The 18,712-nt window shown below is 53.2% G+C and carries 19 protein-coding genes and 1 pseudogene; 6 read left to right on the top strand and 14 right to left on the bottom strand.

The window, feature by feature from the left end; translation table 11 throughout:
- From ACOJWD_RS00645 to ACOJWD_RS00660, 4 genes are all read right to left on the bottom strand, one after another.
- On the bottom strand, positions 1 to 1,247 hold a 1,247-nt coding region (locus ACOJWD_RS00645; protein WP_486991316.1), incomplete at its 3' end, for an IS4 family transposase.
- A gap of 270 nt (positions 1,248 to 1,517) precedes the next feature.
- Positions 1,518 to 2,273, bottom strand: coding sequence for a hypothetical protein (locus ACOJWD_RS00650; RefSeq protein WP_486991285.1), 756 nt, complete (start codon positions 2,271 to 2,273; stop codon positions 1,518 to 1,520).
- Between the two features lie 95 nt (positions 2,274 to 2,368).
- Complete coding sequence (locus tag ACOJWD_RS00655; RefSeq protein ID WP_486991286.1) at positions 2,369 to 3,784, bottom strand: sensor histidine kinase; 1,416 nt, start codon at positions 3,782 to 3,784, stop codon at positions 2,369 to 2,371.
- Positions 3,781 to 4,500: a response regulator transcription factor gene (locus ACOJWD_RS00660; RefSeq protein WP_486991287.1), complete on the bottom strand. Its 720-nt coding sequence runs from the start codon at positions 4,498 to 4,500 to the stop codon at positions 3,781 to 3,783. The genes ACOJWD_RS00655 and ACOJWD_RS00660 overlap by 4 nt, the downstream gene beginning before the upstream one ends.
- Before the next feature lie 265 nt (positions 4,501 to 4,765).
- On the opposite strand from ACOJWD_RS00660, the gene ACOJWD_RS00665 reads away from it, so the two are divergent.
- Complete coding sequence (locus ACOJWD_RS00665) at positions 4,766 to 5,365, top strand: DUF2087 domain-containing protein (RefSeq protein WP_486991288.1); 600 nt, start codon at positions 4,766 to 4,768, stop codon at positions 5,363 to 5,365.
- Between the two features lie 74 nt (positions 5,366 to 5,439).
- On the opposite strand, the gene ACOJWD_RS00670 is transcribed toward ACOJWD_RS00665, so the two are convergent.
- From ACOJWD_RS00670 to ACOJWD_RS00680, 3 genes are all read right to left on the bottom strand, one after another.
- Entirely contained in the window at positions 5,440 to 5,922 is a 483-nt protein-coding gene (locus ACOJWD_RS00670; protein ID WP_486991289.1) for an MFS transporter, read from the bottom strand.
- A 94-nt stretch (positions 5,923 to 6,016) separates the two neighbouring features.
- Complete coding sequence (locus ACOJWD_RS00675; protein WP_486991290.1) at positions 6,017 to 6,406, bottom strand: type II toxin-antitoxin system death-on-curing family toxin; 390 nt, start codon at positions 6,404 to 6,406, stop codon at positions 6,017 to 6,019.
- Positions 6,403 to 6,642: an AbrB/MazE/SpoVT family DNA-binding domain-containing protein gene (locus ACOJWD_RS00680; protein WP_486991291.1), complete on the bottom strand. Its 240-nt coding sequence runs from the start codon at positions 6,640 to 6,642 to the stop codon at positions 6,403 to 6,405. Before ACOJWD_RS00680 ends, ACOJWD_RS00675 begins: the two co-directional genes overlap by 4 nt.
- A gap of 1,070 nt (positions 6,643 to 7,712) precedes the next feature.
- Between ACOJWD_RS00680 and ylbJ the strand changes: the two genes are divergently transcribed.
- Together ylbJ and ACOJWD_RS00690 are read left to right on the top strand one after the other, a co-directional pair.
- Positions 7,713 to 8,972, top strand: coding sequence for a sporulation integral membrane protein YlbJ (gene ylbJ / locus ACOJWD_RS00685; protein ID WP_486991292.1), 1,260 nt, complete (start codon positions 7,713 to 7,715; stop codon positions 8,970 to 8,972).
- Positions 8,973 to 9,018: 46 nt separating this feature from the next.
- Positions 9,019 to 9,738 (top strand): glucose-6-phosphate isomerase family protein, encoded by a 720-nt coding sequence (locus ACOJWD_RS00690; protein ID WP_486991293.1) that lies wholly within the window; start codon positions 9,019 to 9,021, stop codon positions 9,736 to 9,738.
- An 18-nt stretch (positions 9,739 to 9,756) separates the two neighbouring features.
- On the opposite strand, the gene ACOJWD_RS00695 is transcribed toward ACOJWD_RS00690, so the two are convergent.
- The 3 genes from ACOJWD_RS00695 to ACOJWD_RS00705 all read right to left on the bottom strand — a co-directional run bounded on the left by ACOJWD_RS00695 (position 9,757) and on the right by ACOJWD_RS00705 (position 11,981).
- Positions 9,757 to 10,089: a hypothetical protein gene (locus ACOJWD_RS00695; RefSeq protein ID WP_486991294.1), complete on the bottom strand. Its 333-nt coding sequence runs from the start codon at positions 10,087 to 10,089 to the stop codon at positions 9,757 to 9,759.
- A gap of 124 nt (positions 10,090 to 10,213) precedes the next feature.
- A complete protein-coding gene (locus ACOJWD_RS00700; RefSeq protein ID WP_486991295.1) occupies positions 10,214 to 11,356 on the bottom strand; it encodes a transglutaminase-like domain-containing protein in 1,143 nt (380 codons plus the stop codon).
- A 109-nt stretch (positions 11,357 to 11,465) separates the two neighbouring features.
- Positions 11,466 to 11,981, bottom strand: a complete 516-nt coding sequence (locus ACOJWD_RS00705; RefSeq protein ID WP_486991296.1) for a LabA-like NYN domain-containing protein — start codon at positions 11,979 to 11,981, stop codon at positions 11,466 to 11,468.
- A 250-nt stretch (positions 11,982 to 12,231) separates the two neighbouring features.
- On the opposite strand from ACOJWD_RS00705, the gene ACOJWD_RS00710 reads away from it, so the two are divergent.
- Complete coding sequence (locus ACOJWD_RS00710; RefSeq protein ID WP_486991317.1) at positions 12,232 to 13,215, top strand: N-acetylglucosamine kinase; 984 nt, start codon at positions 12,232 to 12,234, stop codon at positions 13,213 to 13,215.
- Here the strand turns inward: ACOJWD_RS00710 and ACOJWD_RS00715 are convergent.
- The gene (locus ACOJWD_RS00715; RefSeq protein ID WP_486991297.1) at positions 13,199 to 13,642 is read right to left on the bottom strand and encodes a Fur family transcriptional regulator; all 444 of its coding nucleotides are present in this window, start codon (positions 13,640 to 13,642) and stop codon (positions 13,199 to 13,201) included. The genes ACOJWD_RS00710 and ACOJWD_RS00715 overlap by 17 nt on opposite strands.
- A gap of 122 nt (positions 13,643 to 13,764) precedes the next feature.
- Here ACOJWD_RS00715 and ACOJWD_RS00720 point away from each other — a divergent pair, with 122 nt between their 5' ends.
- Entirely contained in the window at positions 13,765 to 14,844 is a 1,080-nt protein-coding gene (locus ACOJWD_RS00720) for a hypothetical protein (RefSeq protein ID WP_486991298.1), read from the top strand.
- 36 nt (positions 14,845 to 14,880) lie between these two features.
- Positions 14,881 to 15,807 (top strand): GHMP family kinase ATP-binding protein, encoded by a 927-nt coding sequence (locus ACOJWD_RS00725; RefSeq protein ID WP_486991299.1) that lies wholly within the window; start codon positions 14,881 to 14,883, stop codon positions 15,805 to 15,807.
- Positions 15,808 to 16,259: 452 nt separating this feature from the next.
- Here the strand turns inward: ACOJWD_RS00725 and ACOJWD_RS00730 are convergent, their stop codons facing one another.
- The 3 genes and pseudogenes from ACOJWD_RS00730 to ACOJWD_RS00740 all read right to left on the bottom strand — a co-directional run bounded on the left by ACOJWD_RS00730 (position 16,260) and on the right by ACOJWD_RS00740 (position 18,446).
- Positions 16,260 to 17,558, bottom strand: a complete 1,299-nt coding sequence (locus tag ACOJWD_RS00730) for a TRM11 family SAM-dependent methyltransferase (RefSeq protein ID WP_486991300.1) — start codon at positions 17,556 to 17,558, stop codon at positions 16,260 to 16,262.
- A 47-nt stretch (positions 17,559 to 17,605) separates the two neighbouring features.
- A pseudogene (locus ACOJWD_RS00735) lies at positions 17,606 to 17,794 on the bottom strand (type II restriction endonuclease); the annotation flags it as partial.
- A gap of 175 nt (positions 17,795 to 17,969) precedes the next feature.
- Positions 17,970 to 18,446, bottom strand: coding sequence for a hypothetical protein (locus ACOJWD_RS00740; RefSeq protein ID WP_486991301.1), 477 nt, complete (start codon positions 18,444 to 18,446; stop codon positions 17,970 to 17,972).
- Between the last annotated feature and the right edge of the window lie 266 nt (positions 18,447 to 18,712).

The raw sequence follows: 18,712 nt of genomic DNA on the forward strand, positions 1-18,712 counted from the left end.
CATGGAGTGCTTTCGTCCACGCCCGCGAGGCGAGGCACCAATTGGCCAGATCTATCGCTCCCTGCACGATGATCCGCAGGTCCTCCCAAATCAGCTGGGAAATACGCCACACGGTGCAGGATGTCGGTTTGGACGGGAAATCCGTAGGGGGAAAAATCCGGACCGTGGGTCCGGATAGCATCAACCAGGACCGCCCCGAGCAATTTCGCCAAGAGATACGTTTGGGCTAAATCGGGGTCGAATGCGCGCAGTGCGTCAATATGGAGCAAACTTTTCAAACGTTTAAATGCGATTTCAATCTGCCAGCGCAGCCGATATAATTCGAGAATTTCGGCGGCGGAAGCCGCCGTCTCTGACAGCGTGGTGAGAATCAACACATAATCGGCAGCCTCCAAGGTCTCATGAGCGACCGTATAACCGTGGTCACGGGCGTCTTTGCGGGCCTTTCGACGCGCTTTCTCTGCGGCCTGCGCGGATTTGCGCATGGCCACGATCCGCACCGTCAACATCGGTCGGTCTTTCGTGCCCGGAATCTGCACCCACCATTCACCCGGGGTGGCGTCAGGCAACTGGCGCACCGCCTCGAGCACAGACCACGGTTCGCCCTGCAACGTGTGGAATCGAAGCGCATTCCATCCGAATCGGACGATGACATGGGCTTTCTGCGCCACAATCCAGGCCAACGCATTCGGTTTCGCATAATTCCGATCGGCCAACACCACATCCTGCGGCCGCAGATGGAGTCGCGTCAATGACTCTCCGCCATGCGCGTCGGTGAGTTCGACATGTTCCCATTGACCGGTGCCCAGGTTCCATTGGGCATGAAGGCGCCATGTCGTACCGTGACTCCCCGGGCGTTGAATGGTGCTGCCATCCGTTAGTACCAGACGAAAACGACTCTTGAGGGAGGTGCCGATTCCTTGCGACCGAAACCATTGATCCAACAAATGACCGAGCCACGCGGGCGCGTGGCGGAGTCGTTTGAGGACCGCAACGTCCGACACATCAGCTAAGCCACTCCGGCGTGCCCAGGCCGCCGTGGTGCGCAAAGACCAATCATTCCATGCATAGGCGAGGATGAGCCGAAGGAGGACCTCCGCCGACGAAATCACCCGCAAGCGGGTAATCGCCCCACACGTCCAGGCGGCATCTTGCCACCCTTTGGGGAGGAAATGGAGCACGACAGCCCATTGTTCCTCTAGGTCAGTCGTCTGCCTCGGCGATGTCTGGGCATCATGGGAATTCATCTTCACGTCGGTTCATCTCCATAGGACGGGATTTTCTTCCTGTCCTACTTCGCGACTCGTGACAAAAATCCTTTACGAACCACCACTTTTGTTTAAAGTTAGCGCGTATGGGGGCACATCGCCTCCTCGGGGAACTCTATTACGGGCTATGATAGGGTCCACCAGCGGCACCGTCAAGGCCATAAGGGCGCTTAGGGACATTTGGTGTGACGAGACCACAGGGTATGTCGAGAGGCCAGATCTTCAGCGTCGTACGCTGTGCGCTATCTCCTATCGGGTCGTCTTTGTAATCCAAGGCGTGGTGAGGCGATGACTTACGTGAGCATCAAAGTGCGCCAGATCTTGTTGTTCTTGGCTACTGGAGATCTTTCCCGACTGAACGCGTTCTGCTAAATGGGACTGCATGGCACTTTCCACAGCGGATTGAAGTGTGGTTTCGCTCATCCCTTGCTGTTGGGCGATGGCCGCGATAGTGGAGCCCTGACGCAAGTCGGTGAGTAATGTGAGGGGTTTCATTTTGAGTACAGGACTTACCAGGTGTACGAATTGCTCTCGCCGGTTGAGGTGAAGCCAAACGTTCCCGCGTAATTGAAGCCAGGTGTTGATATGGCGACTCACGACGGCTTCGATACGAGTCGCCCGTGCTGCGCTGACATGGCCGGTCGATACTTTGGCATTCAGCGTGGCCTTGAGAGTGGTTTCCAAGTCACTTGCCAGTGTGGCTTGGTTGAGGCCGTGCACTTGTGCGATGCTCGCAAGAGACTGGTCATTGCGTAGGTCCAAGCGTAATGTTGCCGGAGTGATGGCGAGGGTGCTCGCGACCTCTTTTAGCAGCAATTTTCGCCTGCGCAGGAGGAATTTTGGCGCTGGATGCGCTGTTTCAAGGGGCGCGGGCAGGTCTTTTCCAGCAAAGGTGGGGGCGTGCAGAGACACTGAGGGGGACGGTGTCCGTGATGCCGCGAATACGGATGCACCGCTCACTACGGCAAGCGCCGTCGCAGTTCCCATGATCATGCGTAATTTCATCTTTCTGCCTCCTCGATAGTTATCCGAGAGAAAGGGACTCTCTCTTGAAAGGCAGTATGGGACACGAGTATGTCACCAATATTTCATGATGCCGATTAAAGAGAGGAGGTGACGATGGGAAAGCGAAGTCGAAATGTGGTGCCGTGTCCAACGTTAGATACCACCTCAATGCGACCATGCATCAGCTCGACGAGATGCTTAGTAATGGTGAGTCCGAGTCCCGTCTGCTGCGTGTCTGAGATGTCAGAGGGTGCACTTTTATAGAATCGTTCCCATATGTGCGGAAGATCTTTTGCCGCGATGCCTTCGCCAGTATCTTGGATCATACAGACCAGATGAGAACCCTCAAGATGGCTTTCTACGGTAATCGTGCCTCCATCGGGGGTGTGTCGAATCGCATTGTCCAAGAGGTTAAAGAGGAGATCCGTTAATCGGTCTTGGTCGGCCCAGATGACCGCGTCTTTGACGCGAGAAACGTCCTGCCATACAAGATGTTTTTCTTCCATGCGCAGGCGCACCCGATCGTACGCTTCGTCGATAGCACTCTGCCATTGTACGGCGTGAAAGTATAGCTCCATATGGCCACTTTCGATGGCAGATAAATCTAACATGGCGGTGAGAATGTTGTTGAGGCGTTCCAATTCTTTATGGGCCGTGGCTAAATAGCGGGGGTGATCCTCGACAGGAATGACCCCCTCGAGCATGCCCTGGACAAATCCGCGAACTGATGTCAGCGGTGTGCGCAGCTCATGCGACACCGCAGCTAGCAGATCGCGACGGAGTGTTTCCAGCATGTCCAGCCGATCGGCCATTTGATTGAAGGTTTCCGCGAGGTGTCCTACCTCATCGTGACTCATTACCGGCACGCGTTCGTGAAAATGGCCCTGGCCTAGGGAATCAGCTGCACGAGTGACCGACAGCAGCGGTACGGAAAATCGTCGCGTCACCCCATAGAGCGCGAGAATGGACAGGAGCACTGTGGGGATGGCGATCAGTCCAATGATGCGAGCAATCCGCCCCAGCGCCAAATAGCTCAGTGGAGTGTGCAATAACAACAGCCCGATGACGTGGCCACGGTGACGAATAGGAATGCCCACGACGAGGGAATCGACGCGAGCGTGCGGGCGAAGTCGGCCTACGAAGGATATGCGATCTCCTTCGCTGATGCGGTGCACGGCGCGAGCCGCCCGAACATCGTGAATGGACAGGAAGTATTGCTGGAACTGGCGCAGAGTCGAAGTGCCGTGAGACGTCAGTGCGATGATGGCCATGTTGGAGTGGTTGACGACCTCGTCGCGATGGATTAAGCGTTTAGTAAGAGAGAGGCTATGGGTGTGGCCGGGGTGTTCCACCAAGGGGATTAATACGTCCGCCTCGCGTGTGAGGGTTAGCACACGCTGATGCACAATAAAGTGCTTCACTCCGATATCGACGGCCACCGATAGGCTTCCGAAAGCAAGCACCAGCACACCGATATAGACGGCCAAAATGCGCCGAAACAGTGTGATCATGGGGTTTTTCCCACCTTGAGGCGATATCCCATTCCGCGGACGGTGTCAATTTCCCAATCAGGATTGGGAAGGAGCCCAACTTTTCGTCGTAGACGGGTGACCGTGACATCGACCACTCGGTCCTCCCCGGAGTAATCGATTCCCCAAATTAAATCTAAGAGTTGGTTGCGAGTGAGGATGCGATTGGGGTTTTGTGCCAGGATAAGAAGCAGCTGATATTCGCGACGACTCAGTTCGATAAGTTGGCCACTTACCGTCACCACGTGGCCTACGGTATCAATGACGATCCCCCCAAATGTCAGGTGAGCCTTGGGTGGCAGGCTGCGGGATTGATAGCTACGCTTGATGAGAGCGATGCAACGAGCCACTAATTCGTTCGGGTCAAACGGTTTCGACAGGTAATCGTCGGCACCTAAGGAAAAGCCGCGAAGCTTATCGACGCTATCGCCCCGGGCGGTGACCATCAGGATAGGTAAATCACCGATTTCCCGAATCCTCTCGCAGAGTGTCCAGCCATCCACATCCGGTAGGCCGATATCCAAAATAACCAGGTTCACCGGGCCACGACGGATGACATCAAGAGCCTCCTCTGCACGGGCCGCGGTTGTCACGCGAAATCCGGTGTTGAGCAGATAGAGACGCATGACTTCCACAATGTTGGGGTCATCGTCAATCACCAAAAGATGATAATTTTTTGCGGAAAACAAGTCCGACATGGGTATTCTCCCCGCCTGTCCTCTCCCTGAGCCACGGTCTGGTCCCATCTTAGAGGAAACGGCGGGATTCTGTATAGGTGGAATTGTTTCTCAAAGGCTCCTTCGCGCACACGAAACTTGTGCCCTAAGCCTTCTAACGCCCCGCGGCATCATGGCAGGGATGAATGTTGTAGCTTTTAGGATGTGTTTCGAGAAGGTTGCGGTAGGGCCATCTAATTAGATATAATGCTAATTAGGTAAATGTTAAATACTGAGGTGATAGCTCGTGCAACAACTAGATAAAGTCGTAGCGTTCCACAAGGCTTTGGCGGACCCGACGCGCATTCGACTGCTGTTTTTGCTGAAAGATGGCCCTTTGCACGGCCAGGCTTTGGCAGAAAAACTTGGCGTATCGGCGCCGACGATTACCCATCATATGACAAAGTTGCGCCAAGTCGCTTTGGTCAAGGAGACTCGGGACAAAAACACCATCTATTTCGAGTTAGATCGGCAATTTTTTGATCGGAATTCACAAACCCTATATCAGGCGCTTTTTGAATCCGAAAACCCCCAGGAGGTCAATACTATGGATCGCGATATCCATTTAGAGGAGTCCGTTCTGCATAATTTTTTCTTAGCAGACGGAACTCTGAAACAGATTCCTGCTCAGCGCAAGCGCAAACTCATTGTGTTTGAGCATCTATTGAACGGTTTGAAGGTGGGCGAGAAGTATACCGAAGCCGAGATTAATCAACACATCTTGCGATTCCATGAAGACTATTGCACCATTCGGCGTGAGTTTATTATTAACCACTTCATGTACCGAGAAAATGGCGTCTACGAGCTTAATCCGAAAGAGATGTGGACTAACTGGCGCAAACTATAGTTGATATTGGAAATATCCTTTCCCGCAAGGGCGGCTGCGGCCCAATGTTCACGAAACCCACACATAACGTGCACTTAGTGAAGACGCGGTTTTCCGGGGAGCCACAGGGCAGGGATGAGAGTTATGCCTAAGAAAGCAATGGACCACCACATGGTCTTTCCATAGGCTCGTGCGGCATCGACTGGCGTGATCGAATGCAGGCAACGTGCGAGAATCATTGCGAGGATGGCGGCACCAAACGCACCTCCCAACTGCTGGATAATTCGGGTGATAGTACTGGCCGAGGGGACGGAGAGAGGTGGAACATCGCGATAGACGCCAACCATGACCGCGATGGTAATGGCGGTCAGTCCCGCTCCGCGCACAACTAGCGAGCAAGCCAATAGCCATTCGAAGGTGTGAGGGCCAATTTGTCCAAATAGAATGCTGCCCGAAGCGGCGGCCGCGATGCCGATGAGAACCCAATTGCGAATGCCGACCCGCTCAACGGTCTTTCCGACAAACGTACGTGGTAGTAGCGAGCCCAATCCTTGCGGAGCCAACAGTAGCCCAGCCATCAGCGCACTTTGATGACGAATATCTTGATAGTAGAGTTGGCCCGGTATTGCGAAATCCCGAAGTGGGCCATCCGAGATACCTACCAGCGGGTCTTCAATTGTTTATCGAACGGGCATGAGATTGAAGCCAATCCACGATCGTCTCCACGTCCACATGCGTGTCCGCTACGTTTACGACGAATTTCTCTGCATCGGTGCTTGAGCCCTCAAGCACCATGCCGTTGTAATGAAGGAATAAACCCAACGCCGTAAAGGCGGTCCGCTTATTCCCGTCTTGAAACGGGTGGTTCAGAACCAACGAGTGCAGGAGTACGGCGGCTTTTTCGAGCACGGAGGGATAGAGGTCGTCCCCCTCGATCGTCGCCTGTGGTCGGGCGACCGCTGATTCGAGTCCCCCCAGATTCAAGACCCCATGCCTGCCACCGAATCGTTCAATCACTTGGAAGTGAATGAAGAGGACTTCCGGGATGGTCAGGTACCTCATCGGTCAGCCAATCGCCGTAAAACATCAGCATATTCGGCCATAAAGCTATCGACGGCCTGCACGAAGTCCGGCGTAATATCGGGCGACGCCCCCTGCAAGGGTTTCACAATAATTTCTCCCCGGTCGTTTCGTAGCAGCTCCACGGGCTGATCTTCGAGGTGCATCTGGCGTACCCATTCCGAAGGAATCGATACGGCAAAACTATTGCCAGCCCTAAACACTTTGCGGACTTGCATTCCCGTCACATCCCTTGACTTTGTTATAACAATTATAACGACGGAAATCGTGCGCGGCAACGTGCCCCGGTTGGTGGGCACGATAGTCACGACTGTGACTGGTAGAGGTGCATCGGCCGGCGCCGAACATTCGGGCATAGCGGTGGGCTATGTGCGACGTCATAGGTTAGGGTGTTTAAGGGCCGGTTCAACCTAACGGAATCTTCTGCGTAATTAGGATATCGGCCCATGGAGGCCATTGTAGGTATACTCACAAGTGTGGCCATGACCGCTCACATTGTTGGCGTCAAAGAGGGCAACCCATTGGGGCTCGTCGGTCGGCATAGTGGTTCGCATTCCCGGTGGGTCCGTGTAACTGCAACTACGCCCCCACGACACCCTACAGGGCGTCTGTAGGCTCTCCGGTCCACAGGTGCGCGGCTGTACCGTCGTCAATGTGTTGTTGGTAAACGCCGATCTTCGTGCGGATCATCTGAAGGCACTCGTCAATCGTCGCTATCTGCGTGGCGACTCGTTGTTCGTGCTGTTGTGTCAAGGACAAACCGCCCCATATCGGTTGTATGCATCTTGAATCGAACGGAGTCATCGCCTTTTACCACAACACGGTGCGACAGTTGCGCCTTATTGTCGCGGGCGAGGGATGGGTTCGGAGTGGACACGCCTAGGGCCCTACCGGTGGGCGTGGGGGATGCAATATTTTGGGACGCCGACGAAGGGCACGAAACGAGGACCGACACAGGTCTCATGGGGATCGTTCGCGAATCGGAAGGATTAAATCCCGCACACTCTATGCCTGTCCGCAATAGCGGCTGACAACAATCCCCTTAATGAAGCGGCGCCGGAATTACTTTACACAGCGAATCACCGGCATACGGGAGCGTTCGTACCCTCTCAACGGAACCCCAGAGTCGGACGTTGGCAGCGCCGCCTCCGGCCATTGTTCGCAGATGGGTTGCCTTGACCTCGTGTCCCCATTGCTGTGTCATCAGCACCATGACCACCGTGTCGCGTCATACCCCTCACTTCTGGGACATAGCATGAAAGGAAGTCCCAAGATTGAGGTGGAGCGAATGGACGAGAAGCAGAAGCAGCCAGGTCGCACAGCGACGATGATCACGGGTTTTACGATGTTGCTTTTGACGATTATGTTGATTGTCTTTTCCGAGCACGGCTACCAGGCCACGGTTGGTGCACTAAAGTTATTTTTTGAAGTGGTGTTTCCTTCATTGCTCCCATTTTTTATTTTATCGGATGTGCTGCTGTCGACGGGGATGGTGCACTATCTCGGTGTATGGTTTGAACCCTTAATGCGTCCATTGTTTAACGTGCCCGGCGTAGGGTCGTTTGTGTTGTCAATGGGGCTCGCTGCGGGCTACCCGATGGATGCGGTGTTGACAGCGAAGTTTCGTAAGCAGGACCTCTGTACGAAGACGGAGGGCGAGCGGTTGCTGGCCTTTAGCAATTCGGCCGATCCTCTGTTCATTTTTGGAGCGGTGGCGGTGGGAATGTTCGGTCAGCCGGCATTGGGTGCCGTGTTGGCGATGGCTCACTATGCCTCGGTGATTATGGTTGGACTGACCTTTCGATTTTATAAAAGAAAAGAAGCCGTACCACGTCGGGAAGGTATGGTGGTTCGCGGGATTCATCGTCGTGCGATGGATGCTATGATGCGTGGGCGTATTGAAGATGGTCGACCCATGGGCAAGGTGCTAAATGAGGCCATCACGGACTCCGTTTCGACGCTATTCATGATTATGAGTTTTATGGTGCTCTTCGCGGTATTGATTCGTGTTCTCGAGGCCACTGGACTCATGACTCTACTGGAAGTGCCGTTTGGTGCCCTTTTGCACATGTTCGGCATGTCTCCTCATCTGGTTGGGGCGGCCATTCAAGGGCTGTTTGAAATCGATTTGGGTTCCGCTGCCGCGGCGCATGCATCGGCACCCCTGATTCAGAAGTTGGTGTTAGTGTCTGGGATCATCGCCTGGTCAGGTCTTTCGGTGCACGGACAGGTCGCGTCAGTACTCGCGGACACGGACATTTCTATGAAGCCATACTTTGTGGCCCGTGCTCTCCATGCCGTCTATGCCGGCATTATGACCGTGCTTTTCTATCGGCCGGTGGAAGCGGTTTTGGGCACGTTCACCATTCCGGCCTTTTCGTCCCGCGATTTCCTGTTGCAAGGGGCTCCAGGAGGGATGATGCTGGATGGGCTGCATTTAAGTTTCATTCTGGTAGGAATCTCCCTGGGAATGTTAGTTGCAGGAGCCATCATGGTGGGAATATTGCGAGAAATTCGTCGCGGATGGCTCGCGTTGCGCTATCGATAAGGCGGTGTGATAGGATAACACATAAATCCGTCAGGAGGTATTGGGGTTGGACCAGGATACGGTTATAGCACATGGACCACTCGATATATCTCAAGTCCGCTTCACCTCTGACGTCCACTACGGATCTTCTCAAGTCTGGTATTTAGACCAAGTTCGCCCATTTTTAGAAAACCCCGATTCTGAAGGCCCAGCAGTCATTGCTCGGCAATATTTTCATGTAGTGCGACAGGGCGATGAAAATCTCTTCGGGCAAATAAAGCTCGGATATCATATTATGGAAATCCTACCGGGATTACTGGGTGAAGAATGGGTGTCTTTTCCGGGGCATATCCTACGCGGTCCGCAGCGAATACCGTATCCGTCATTGCTTGAGGTGATGCACGGTGAGGGCCAGATGGTGTTGCAAAAGGTGGGGAGCTTTGATCGCTTAATCGATACCTATCGCGTGTTGCTGAAACCCGGGGATAGAATTCTTCTACCACCCGCATACGGTGTCATACTGTCTAATTGTGGGCAAGACGTCCTCGTGGCGGCGCATGTGCGTTCAACCCACACTATACCTATTTTTGATGAACTGGCACGGCACCGAGGGGCGGCATATTATCTTGGCCCTGACGGTGCACGACCCAATCCTCACTATCGAGGGCAGACTCCACTGCGCGAGCTAGCGGCATCGGCCATGGCGCCATTGCCGCTAGGATCCCATGATTTATACCATGCCCTCGTGACGACACCCGAGAGATTTCGTTTCCTCGACCCACATTAATGCAGAGATAAGCTGTTCTTAAATGACAACGTCGTGGGCATGATGCGTCTGTAACAGCGCCTTCAGGGTACGCTGACTCGAGAATTCGACACAAATGACGGCACCACCATGGTAGAGGACGCGAGTATAGTGTTCGGCGAGACTTTTTCTCACCCCAAATCGACGAATTTGGTGGGGAATGTCTAAAAACGGATAGCAAGCCATGTCGTGACTTAGCGGGCCCACCACCATAACATCTTGGTGGTCTTCCGGGTCTTGTACCAGTAATGAAATCCGAGAGTCTCCATCCAACTCCTTGACCAGCGGTAGTACCATCGATGGATCATGAAACCATGCCCAAGCTCGCTCCATGCCTTCACCTCCAGGTCTATTGTGTCTCGAGACCACACGGTACAACCCGGCAGTGATTGGAAATGCGGGTTAGGTATGCGCTGACCTTAAGAAGGGAAAGGGATGCGTGGGTATGATATCCCGGTTAAAGAGCCTCAATGGCTAATCGCAGCCGCAAAAAATACTGATGAAAGAAGGAGACGATTCGATGCCAATCGCTCTCTGCCACAGCCACACTGGGCGGACGTTTTTGGACTGGCGGAGTGATAGACACCAATGGTAATTTCACATGGCTTGTCTGGGCAGGACTTTGTTCAGTGACAAAACTGTAGTGATAGTTAATGGCCAAGTACGGTTCAGATCCCTGTCCTGCATCATATTGCCAGTGGACGGATACGTCCGGTCGAATGCCGTCATACAACGGGATATGCCAGTCATCTTGGAGTGCTGCAAAATATCCATAACGACCCCAGGTGGGATCGGCGACAATCCATCCTATTTTGGGAAGATAGAATTCTACCCATTGATGGAATCCGCCTTGTCCGTCGCCGTTATTGGTGACATACCCACCAATTAATTGGGCCGGAATGTGATCTGTGCGTAACATCGAGACATAGAGATCAGCGAAGTCGCTACAAATGCCAAGCCGTGTTTGAAGCGTCTTAAGGGCTGAACCTGACGCTTTTAGTGAATAGTTATAGTGGATGTTTTTAGCCACCCAATCAAATAATGCTTGGGCCCGAAGATAGGGATTACTAATGCCCTTCACGAGCGAGGCATCCAGGGCTTCGATAGGCTTGGAGTCGGCATCAATTTCTTTCGCATCCAAATTGGGATTCGTATACTGCTGATATGTTTGCGAGGTCACATTGTACGCCCCATAGGTTTTTGGCAACCGATAGGACACCTCCGAAGAGGTCGCTTGATAATGTAACACAATGGTCTTAGTCTGCCCGGGGGCGAGACTGGACCAATCATAGTCGGCAATTAAATTGCCAAAGTGGTCGCGATGGGTGGAGTTGGGCTCCTTGGAATATCCTGTCAATGTGACGTGAGCATACGGTGTCGATGGAGCTAAGAGAACGATTTTTGTCTGCACGTCAATGGCGGGCACTTTGCCTGTATTCGTGATTTTGACGGTCTTAGTGAAGCCATAGTACGCCGGCAACGTGGTAATGGCATAAGGATCGCTTGCGGCCGTCTGGATCGTCGCGGCATTAGCCACCTGGGGCCACCCAACAAACAACATTGACGCGACAGATGCGATGGCGAATATTCGGCGTGGCATGAACGAACTCCTCCTCGGCGTCATTCTCTTTATTATACCGAGTGTCGTCAACGCCGAAAATCCGAACCATTGGGGCCCGATATGCCATCGGGCCATTCTGCGGCGAGTACTAGCGGATTTTTTCGACGTCACTTCGAATATCTTCTAACTTTACATACCTGTCACAGGCATTTTCCAATTCAGAGGAGATCATTCCGCGGGTTCCGACTCCCACGATTTCCTTGCCTTTTGATCGAATCAACTCGACGGCACGCTCGAAGTCGCCGTCTCCGCTCATTAAGATGGCCAGATCGTATCGCGTGACGGTGTTGAACATATCGACCACAATTTCGATATCTAAGTTGGCTCGCCGAATGATGGCGTTAGAGCTTTGGTCAAGCGTTTCCTTGATAGACTTCTCTCGAATTGTAAATCCGAGATGCCGTAGAGCGGTAAGAAAGTCGCGCTGGCTGTTGTCGGGCGGTACTTGAACGCCCGTATAATAAAACGCATTGTACAGTTGCCTACCACGAGTAAAGTACTCAATTACACGGGCAAAATCGAGGTGCCATCCTAACACTCGTTGAGCATAGAACATGTTTGCTCCATCCACAAATATTGCCACACGCTCGTTCTGATAATCCACGTTCTCCCACCTATCGCACGGATTTGATTTTCTAGTATCTGCGATCCTCACGTTATGAAAGATCGTAGGATTTGCTATCATTATGCCGTATTTTCCTGACAATCGGAAGGGACAAACCGGTGCGGAAGAAGTTTTCCCGGTCTATAAAAATTAATTCTCGCTGAATTCAGACCTCGTCGCGTGGGGAAATCCCTGGCCCCATATCTCGCGATAGTCGATCAGTGGCGTTGAGGAGGAGATTAGTACGTGGATCGGGGTTGATGGCGGTGGAACAAAGACGGAAGTGGTCGTGGTAGCGGGAGATGACCAAGGGCTTGAGGTGATAGGCTTTGCCCGTGGTGGCCCGTCCAATCACCAGGTCGTGGGGATGGAACGCGCGATGGAGGAGTTGACGCGAGTCATGAATGATGCACTTCATGCAGCTCAACGGGGAATGGATCAGATCCGTGGGGTGGTGGTGGGATTAGCGGGCGCCGACTTTCCTGAAGATGTGGCGCGAGTAGACTCACTGTTACGTGATTTTTATGCATCGGTCCCCTTTAGGGTGGTGAACGACGCGGAAATTGCACTGCGGGCCGGCAGTGATGCACGATCGGCCATTGTGGCTGTTGCGGGCACCGGTGGCAATGTATTCGGAATCAACAACGACGGGCTCACACGGCATGTGGGCGGCTTAGGGTACGAATGGGGAGACTTCGGTAGTGGAATTGATCTCGCCCGTGAGGTGTTGCATGTCGCCTTTCGCAGTGCCGAATTCAGGGGCCCTAAGACCGCAATGGAAGAAACTATATTAAGCGTACTAGGTCTCCCGGACTATGAGAGCCTGAGTCGCGCGCTCTATTTTAAGGAGATTCCCGAAACTCATTTTTTGGTGTTGGCACCATTATGTTTTCAGGCCGCTCTCGGCGGAGATGATGTGGCCTGCAGGCTCTTGACCCAAATGGGCCGCGCAATAGGTGAAAGTGTGATCGGATGTGCTAAGCTTCTCAGTCTCACAGATCTGCCGTGTGATGTGGTGATGGCAGGCAGCTTGTGGCTTGGGCAAGCACCTCAGATGAAAGATGCGTTTCTTGATTCGGTGCGTAAGAGTCTTCCCCAAGCATCAGCGCGGATGACCGAATTGCGCCCAGTGGCAGGGGCCGTGTTGATGGCCGTGGAGAATAGTGGCGTGGCCCGGTCTTGCGAACTACGGGACAGTCTCATAAAAGATGCGCGTCTTAAGGGGATAGAGTAAGTTTTTGACAAGCGGGACACAAGCCATGTACTTCGGTTTGATGAAAATCGATGCGGAACCCGCGTTCCTGACTAATAGCCTTTAATGCCTCATCTAGCCGGCAATCATAGATGTCGACGGTTTTTCCGCAACTTCGACAGACGAGGTGATCGTGATGTCGGGCAAAGGGCTCCACCAATTCATAGGCGACATTTTGATGATCTTGTAGAACGGGATGAACTATCCCTAGCGAAGAGAATGTTTCCATGATCCGATAGAGTGTGGTGGTGTTGAGACCCGACGATTCCACCTTGGTGGCTAAATCCGGGATCGTTAAGGGTTGTGAAGTTTTTTGTAACAGGCGAAAGACGGTCAAACGGTTCGGCGTGACCCGCATGTCGTGGTCACGCAGCAGTTGAATAAAGTCGGTTTCTCCTGCCTTTACCATGAGACCTTCACCTCACTAAGAGAGGTCGCCCTGGCAACCCATACCCATGATATGTTAAAAAGAGAGTTTTCTCAAGACGGACGACCTTGCCGGATAGGTGAGGGAGAGATACGATAGATCTTATGAAAAAACAGGTGGTATGGGCTAGCGTAATCTTATCGGTGCTTCTTGCGGGATGCGGCATTAGTCATGGGCCGGAGACGATTTCTCATGGAATGACGGCGACGCAGGTAAAGAAGGAAGTGTACGACCGAATTCGAAGCTGGCGCACTGTTAGTGAGTCCATCACTGAGGTGGCGTATCGTAAGCATACCAAGCGACAAGTGTTCCATGTGCAGTTGGTGAGTCAAGACAAGCCCGCCGCATTTTCATTGAAAGTGTCGCCTAGTAGTGGTACTCCGTATCAAGTGATTGACAATGGCTTGAATACGATTGTGTATCAATCAGGGGCTAAGTACTATTCGGTATTGACCGCAGATCCCGTGTCATGGACGGAGTTTCGTATTTTAGGTACGGACTTACCCAAAGTGATTCAAGACAGTAAGGCGATTAGTGTGGTCGTCAATCCGAAAGAGGTGGTGCTCAAGATGCTCTCTCCGGTGGCATCAGGCATTACGGCAAAAACCACCCTATGGTTTAACTTAACGACCAACACTCCATCGCGTTGGGTCGCCACATGGGATGGCGGAACGTTGCAGGAGACGCCATCTCACGTGGTATTGAATTCTCAACTGAAAAGTTCGGCCTTCTCATTTACTCCACCGAGTGGAGTAGTTCCAGAAGCGGCATTGACCGCACAGGGAACGGAATTGAACATGGTGAGATCGCAAGTGTCATTTCCTATTGTGTTGCCACCGGCCAGCATGGAATTAGTCCTGAACGCTGTTGACATGGGGACAGAGGGGCCCAATCGTGTGGCGTTACTCACCTATCAAACGTCCTCTGGGAATCCCGTCGTGATTACGGAGTCAAAAGCGGGAGTATTCAAGCCACCCTCGGGGATATCTTTTGTGACAGAGAGTGTGGGTCTGCTGCAGGTGCGAATCGGTACGATGCCAGCAGGCGGAGAGATGGCCGTTCTCACCCTGAACAAAACCTTGGTCGTTGTGCAGGGGCCGAGTAGTGTTGTTGATGGTCTCATCAATACCTGGGGAAGTTCTGCGGTGGCATCGTCGTCCACTTCATCGTCGATCGCACCGTAGTGGACTTGAATTCCAGTTTTTGAGGAGGGAACCTGGGTGAACGGGGAAAAACCCGGATGGGGATTTGCAGCGGGGACGTTTGGTGAACTCGTTCAGGGAGAGATCGATGGGGTTCCTTTCCTTATTACCTTGCCCATACGTTGGGGAACGCGGGTGACCTTTGTGGGATCAGACGAGGCGCAAGGATTGACGGTGTGGCCGGCTCACCGCAAGAAGTCTCTGAGAGCGGCGGAGATTGCCCTTGAGATGTGGAAGAAGCCGATAAGCGGGGCCCTCGTGGTACAATCGACGTTACCTATAGGCAAGGGAATGGCCTCAAGTTCGGCGGATATTGTCGCCACGTTACGGGCGGTGGCAGCATACTACAATGAGCGGTTAACCCCATCGCAAATGGCTCATTGGGCCGCTCAAATCGAACCGTCAGATGGCATCATGTATCCTGGGGTGGTAGCTCTCAATCCATTGACAGGACAGCTATTGGAACGCCTGGGAACAATGCCTCCCGCCCTCATTATTGGTGTTTTGGGCCACGGGCGAATAAATACTGAGGATCATCATCGTCACCGTATTCCCTATGGCCGTGAACATCAGGAGAAGCTTAAAGAAGCGCTGGTACTTGCACGAGATGGCATTCGACGTCGGGATGTGGCTCGCCTCGGGCAAGCCGGTCGGCTCTCAGCTCGTGTAGAGTACGAACGGCATCCTGAGCCCCATTTACAAGCGTGGTTACGCATGGCGGAGGCAGAAGAATGGGGACTTATCATTGGGCATAGTGGAACGGTGCGTGGGTTAATTTTGCCGGCTCCTCAGTCGATGCACACGGTACGCCGTATAGAGCAACGTCTTTGGGCCATGGGGGCAGGCCCGGTCTATCGCCTACAGTTGGGGCAGAACCTTCATATGTCGCTATGGGGGAAAGGCGGTTTCGAATCGAACTTACAGAACGTGGTGCCAGACGTCTAGGATTCCCCCATGGTCCGACTTTCCGTTGTTAATGGTCACTGTGCCCCTTTCCTATACGACATTTCCTGAGTTGAGGTCAGTGCATAGTTGGCTTCGACCGTCCCGTGATCGTTTGGGAGCATGGTTAGCATGGCACCCTTGCAATTTTTCGTCAAATGGGGCCATCCCACCTGAGTTGGGGACTTTTTCCCCATGGGCAGTCCTCTGCAGCAGAATGGCTGACATTGGGACAGGCTGTGGTGTCAGTGCTTGGATGGTCAGCGCGCCATTGTTCGAATATATTTACTGTGGATAACGACCTCGCCGGATCGCAGGCCGTGCCCAAAAATCGGCTTCCTGCGCAGGACTAGAATCGAGGCAAGTTGTACTTACTAATGGCGCCACCACCCTCATGCCTAACGACACGAGGGCGGAGCTCAAAAGCAGACACGTAGTAACAAGGAAATCCGAGGCTAATTTTTACGCAAGATAAAAATCTGCTCGCCGTTCATGGTGGATACCTTCGCCCCGACTTCATTCGTGGGGCTGTTTTCCTTGGGCATGCGCTTGTTGGGAATGGCCCGTGTGAAATTGGCCACGGAGACGAGCCCGTATCGCTCCGATAGTTCTGTAATAATCCGGTCGGTTAGAAGGTGGACCTTCTTGACGGTCCGATTGCCCACCACCCAGCATTGATATCCGCCGGGTCGCATGACGCGCTCAATTTCCCGCAGGGTAATGTCGAGGTCTTGATAGAACGACAAGACCTCGCGAGCCCGATTGGTGTCGGTGTGAGCTATTTGATCCAATGCCGCCGTCAGGGTCGGCGAGGGCAGTTCGTGTTGCAACGCCTTGGTCGCGAGGCCTCCCAACATTGCCTGGTCGAGCTTGTTGGGGGCGGGTCCGTCCGCCGCATCCGCGAGGTTTAACCATTGTAACGACAGGCGCGAAAATTGGCCATAGGCGACCGTGGTGCGGCTGTCGCCATAGGGTGGCGACGTCACCATGAGGTCGAAGGCCCCCTCCGGCAGTGCTGAGAGGTCCATAGCGTTGTAGGCATGCAACGAGACTGCCGGGAGGGGGCGTCGCTCCCAGAGGCGCCGATTGCCCACCTCATTGCGCGTGATGACCTTGCGAAACGTCCCCAATACATCCGGGTTCCATTGCGCTAGCCGCGTTTCATCCAGACGATACAGTTTAAATTCCGCATTGCGACTATTCGACACCCAGCGGACGGTGTCCGAAAAGGCGACCCAGAAAAAGGCGCGGAGCGTGTCGGGAACGCTCTCTTCGATACCGCGCTTGAGACGGGTGAGTGCTGTAATAACCGCCGGCTTGAACCAAAACGTCAGGTTGTCAAAATGAGGCCAGTCGGCCTCAAAAATCTGAATGTGTGCGACGGTATTCATGAGCCTCTCCGTGCAGGACTGCAATACCGCGGGATCCCACGCCGTCGTTTTGGCATGGGTCATCAAGCGGGACAAGGGATTCAGATCGGACCCGACGGTCGTGAGACCCGCCAAGAGCCCCTCTACCAAACTGGTGCCACTGCCCATGAAGGGATCGAACAGCGACCGGATGCCCGGCTGATGCTGCTGGACAAGGGCAATCAGGCTCCGCGCCACTTGAGGAATCATCATGGCCGGATAACTGTGGTAGCCGTGGGTCCATTCTTTGGTGTCGGCGTTACCGAAATCCCAGTAGCCGGTTGGTAATGCGTCAATAGATTGGCGAATCGCCTGATCTACTATAAGTGAAGAGAAAATGGCCATAAACATCCTTCCGTAAAGGCTAATTAAATGTAGTGTAGCATGGCCTCCTATCCGACGTATCGCGCTTGGGCACCCGCGACGGTTGGATAACCGGAGTGGTACGGTTGCGGGACGACCAAATGGACGTCATTGTGGCGCATTTGCTGGAACTGATCGGTGAAGCGGGTTTGTTGCAGCGTGAACAAGTACTTCACCGGGATCTTGGAGGTTTCGGTGAGAATCTGGCGCCAACGCTCCTTACATGACGTTTACCGATCTCCGGGCGCAAACCGATGGCTATGGGAAGTTTCATGCGGATGCGCATTATGGGTATTCGTCCGTGCCCGAATGGACCCGGTAGGAGTTGGCCGTCGAAATTGGCGCGTGCCCTATCCTAGTCAACTCCATGAAAGATAAATTAGCCAAAATAACTTAGCGTCTGCCCCATGAGAACCGTAGGTCGAGGAAATACCCTATGACTATTCCAAAGAGTGAGGAGGCGATAAGCCAGCTGATGGGGGCGATGAATCCCAAACGCCATAAAAAGAAGCCTGGACTCATCATAAGCCCGCTTTGGACAAATGGGCTGACTGCATCAAAGATCGGAATACCGATGACCATAAAGACTAGCCAGGTGGCTACGCCATAGAGTAGACCCTCAAGGATGGGGTTAATGCCTGGATGGCGGAGATGTTTTGCGTAAAAGGCGGTCAATCCCACTCCGATTAATAGTTCCAATCCATATCCGACAATGACGGCCAAGGTCAAATTGAGTGTCACAAAGGTCCCATCCCAAAGGGCAATGTTGAGACGCGGTCCATAAAAAGTAGGAATGATGTCGGTCACTAGGCTAAATACAAGGGTAGCGACAATACCAGTGATCCAAATTCGTTGGCTATCTGAGGGCATCGCCTAAGCCTCCTTCATATCGGGTATAAGGTGAGATGCGATGGCAAGATCTCACGCGTCCGAGCACTATCAGAATTTACGTGACTTTGGGCCTAGGCATGTTTGTCTCGATATGGCAATTATTGGGCTCATTCTCTACCTCAACCGTGCAGTGGAACATCTTAGCTGACTTCGGCGCGTTGCGCTCCTTCGACGAAGGGATTTCTGCGTTTTGATCTACGATATATGGCTCTGCGGTCTCGGATCATTCGCGGCTGCTCTTTAGG

This window comes from Sulfobacillus sp. TH-112 (assembly GCF_057473405.1).

Bases quoted from the DNA above. Each gene is read 5' to 3' on its own strand.
- ACOJWD_RS00675 (WP_486991290.1), bottom strand. From the start codon at position 6,406: ATGAGGTACCTGACCATCCCGGAAGTCCTCTTCATTCACTTCCAAGTG.
- ACOJWD_RS00670 (WP_486991289.1), bottom strand. From the start codon at position 5,922: ATGGCTGGGCTACTGTTGGCTCCGCAAGGATTGGGCTCGCTACTACCA.
- ACOJWD_RS00650 (WP_486991285.1), bottom strand. From the start codon at position 2,273: ATGAAATTACGCATGATCATGGGAACTGCGACGGCGCTTGCCGTAGTG.
- ACOJWD_RS00730 (WP_486991300.1), bottom strand. From the start codon at position 17,558: ATGGCCATTTTCTCTTCACTTATAGTAGATCAGGCGATTCGCCAATCT.
- ACOJWD_RS00720 (WP_486991298.1), top strand. From the start codon at position 13,765: ATGAAAAAACAGGTGGTATGGGCTAGCGTAATCTTATCGGTGCTTCTT.
- ylbJ (WP_486991292.1), top strand. From the start codon at position 7,713: ATGGACGAGAAGCAGAAGCAGCCAGGTCGCACAGCGACGATGATCACG.
- ACOJWD_RS00660 (WP_486991287.1), bottom strand. From the start codon at position 4,500: ATGTCGGACTTGTTTTCCGCAAAAAATTATCATCTTTTGGTGATTGAC.
- ACOJWD_RS00700 (WP_486991295.1), bottom strand. From the start codon at position 11,356: ATGCCACGCCGAATATTCGCCATCGCATCTGTCGCGTCAATGTTGTTT.
- ACOJWD_RS00655 (WP_486991286.1), bottom strand. From the start codon at position 3,784: ATGATCACACTGTTTCGGCGCATTTTGGCCGTCTATATCGGTGTGCTG.
- ACOJWD_RS00680 (WP_486991291.1), bottom strand. From the start codon at position 6,642: ATGCAAGTCCGCAAAGTGTTTAGGGCTGGCAATAGTTTTGCCGTATCG.
- ACOJWD_RS00715 (WP_486991297.1), bottom strand. From the start codon at position 13,642: ATGGTAAAGGCAGGAGAAACCGACTTTATTCAACTGCTGCGTGACCAC.
- ACOJWD_RS00695 (WP_486991294.1), bottom strand. From the start codon at position 10,089: ATGGAGCGAGCTTGGGCATGGTTTCATGATCCATCGATGGTACTACCG.
- ACOJWD_RS00740 (WP_486991301.1), bottom strand. From the start codon at position 18,446: ATGCCCTCAGATAGCCAACGAATTTGGATCACTGGTATTGTCGCTACC.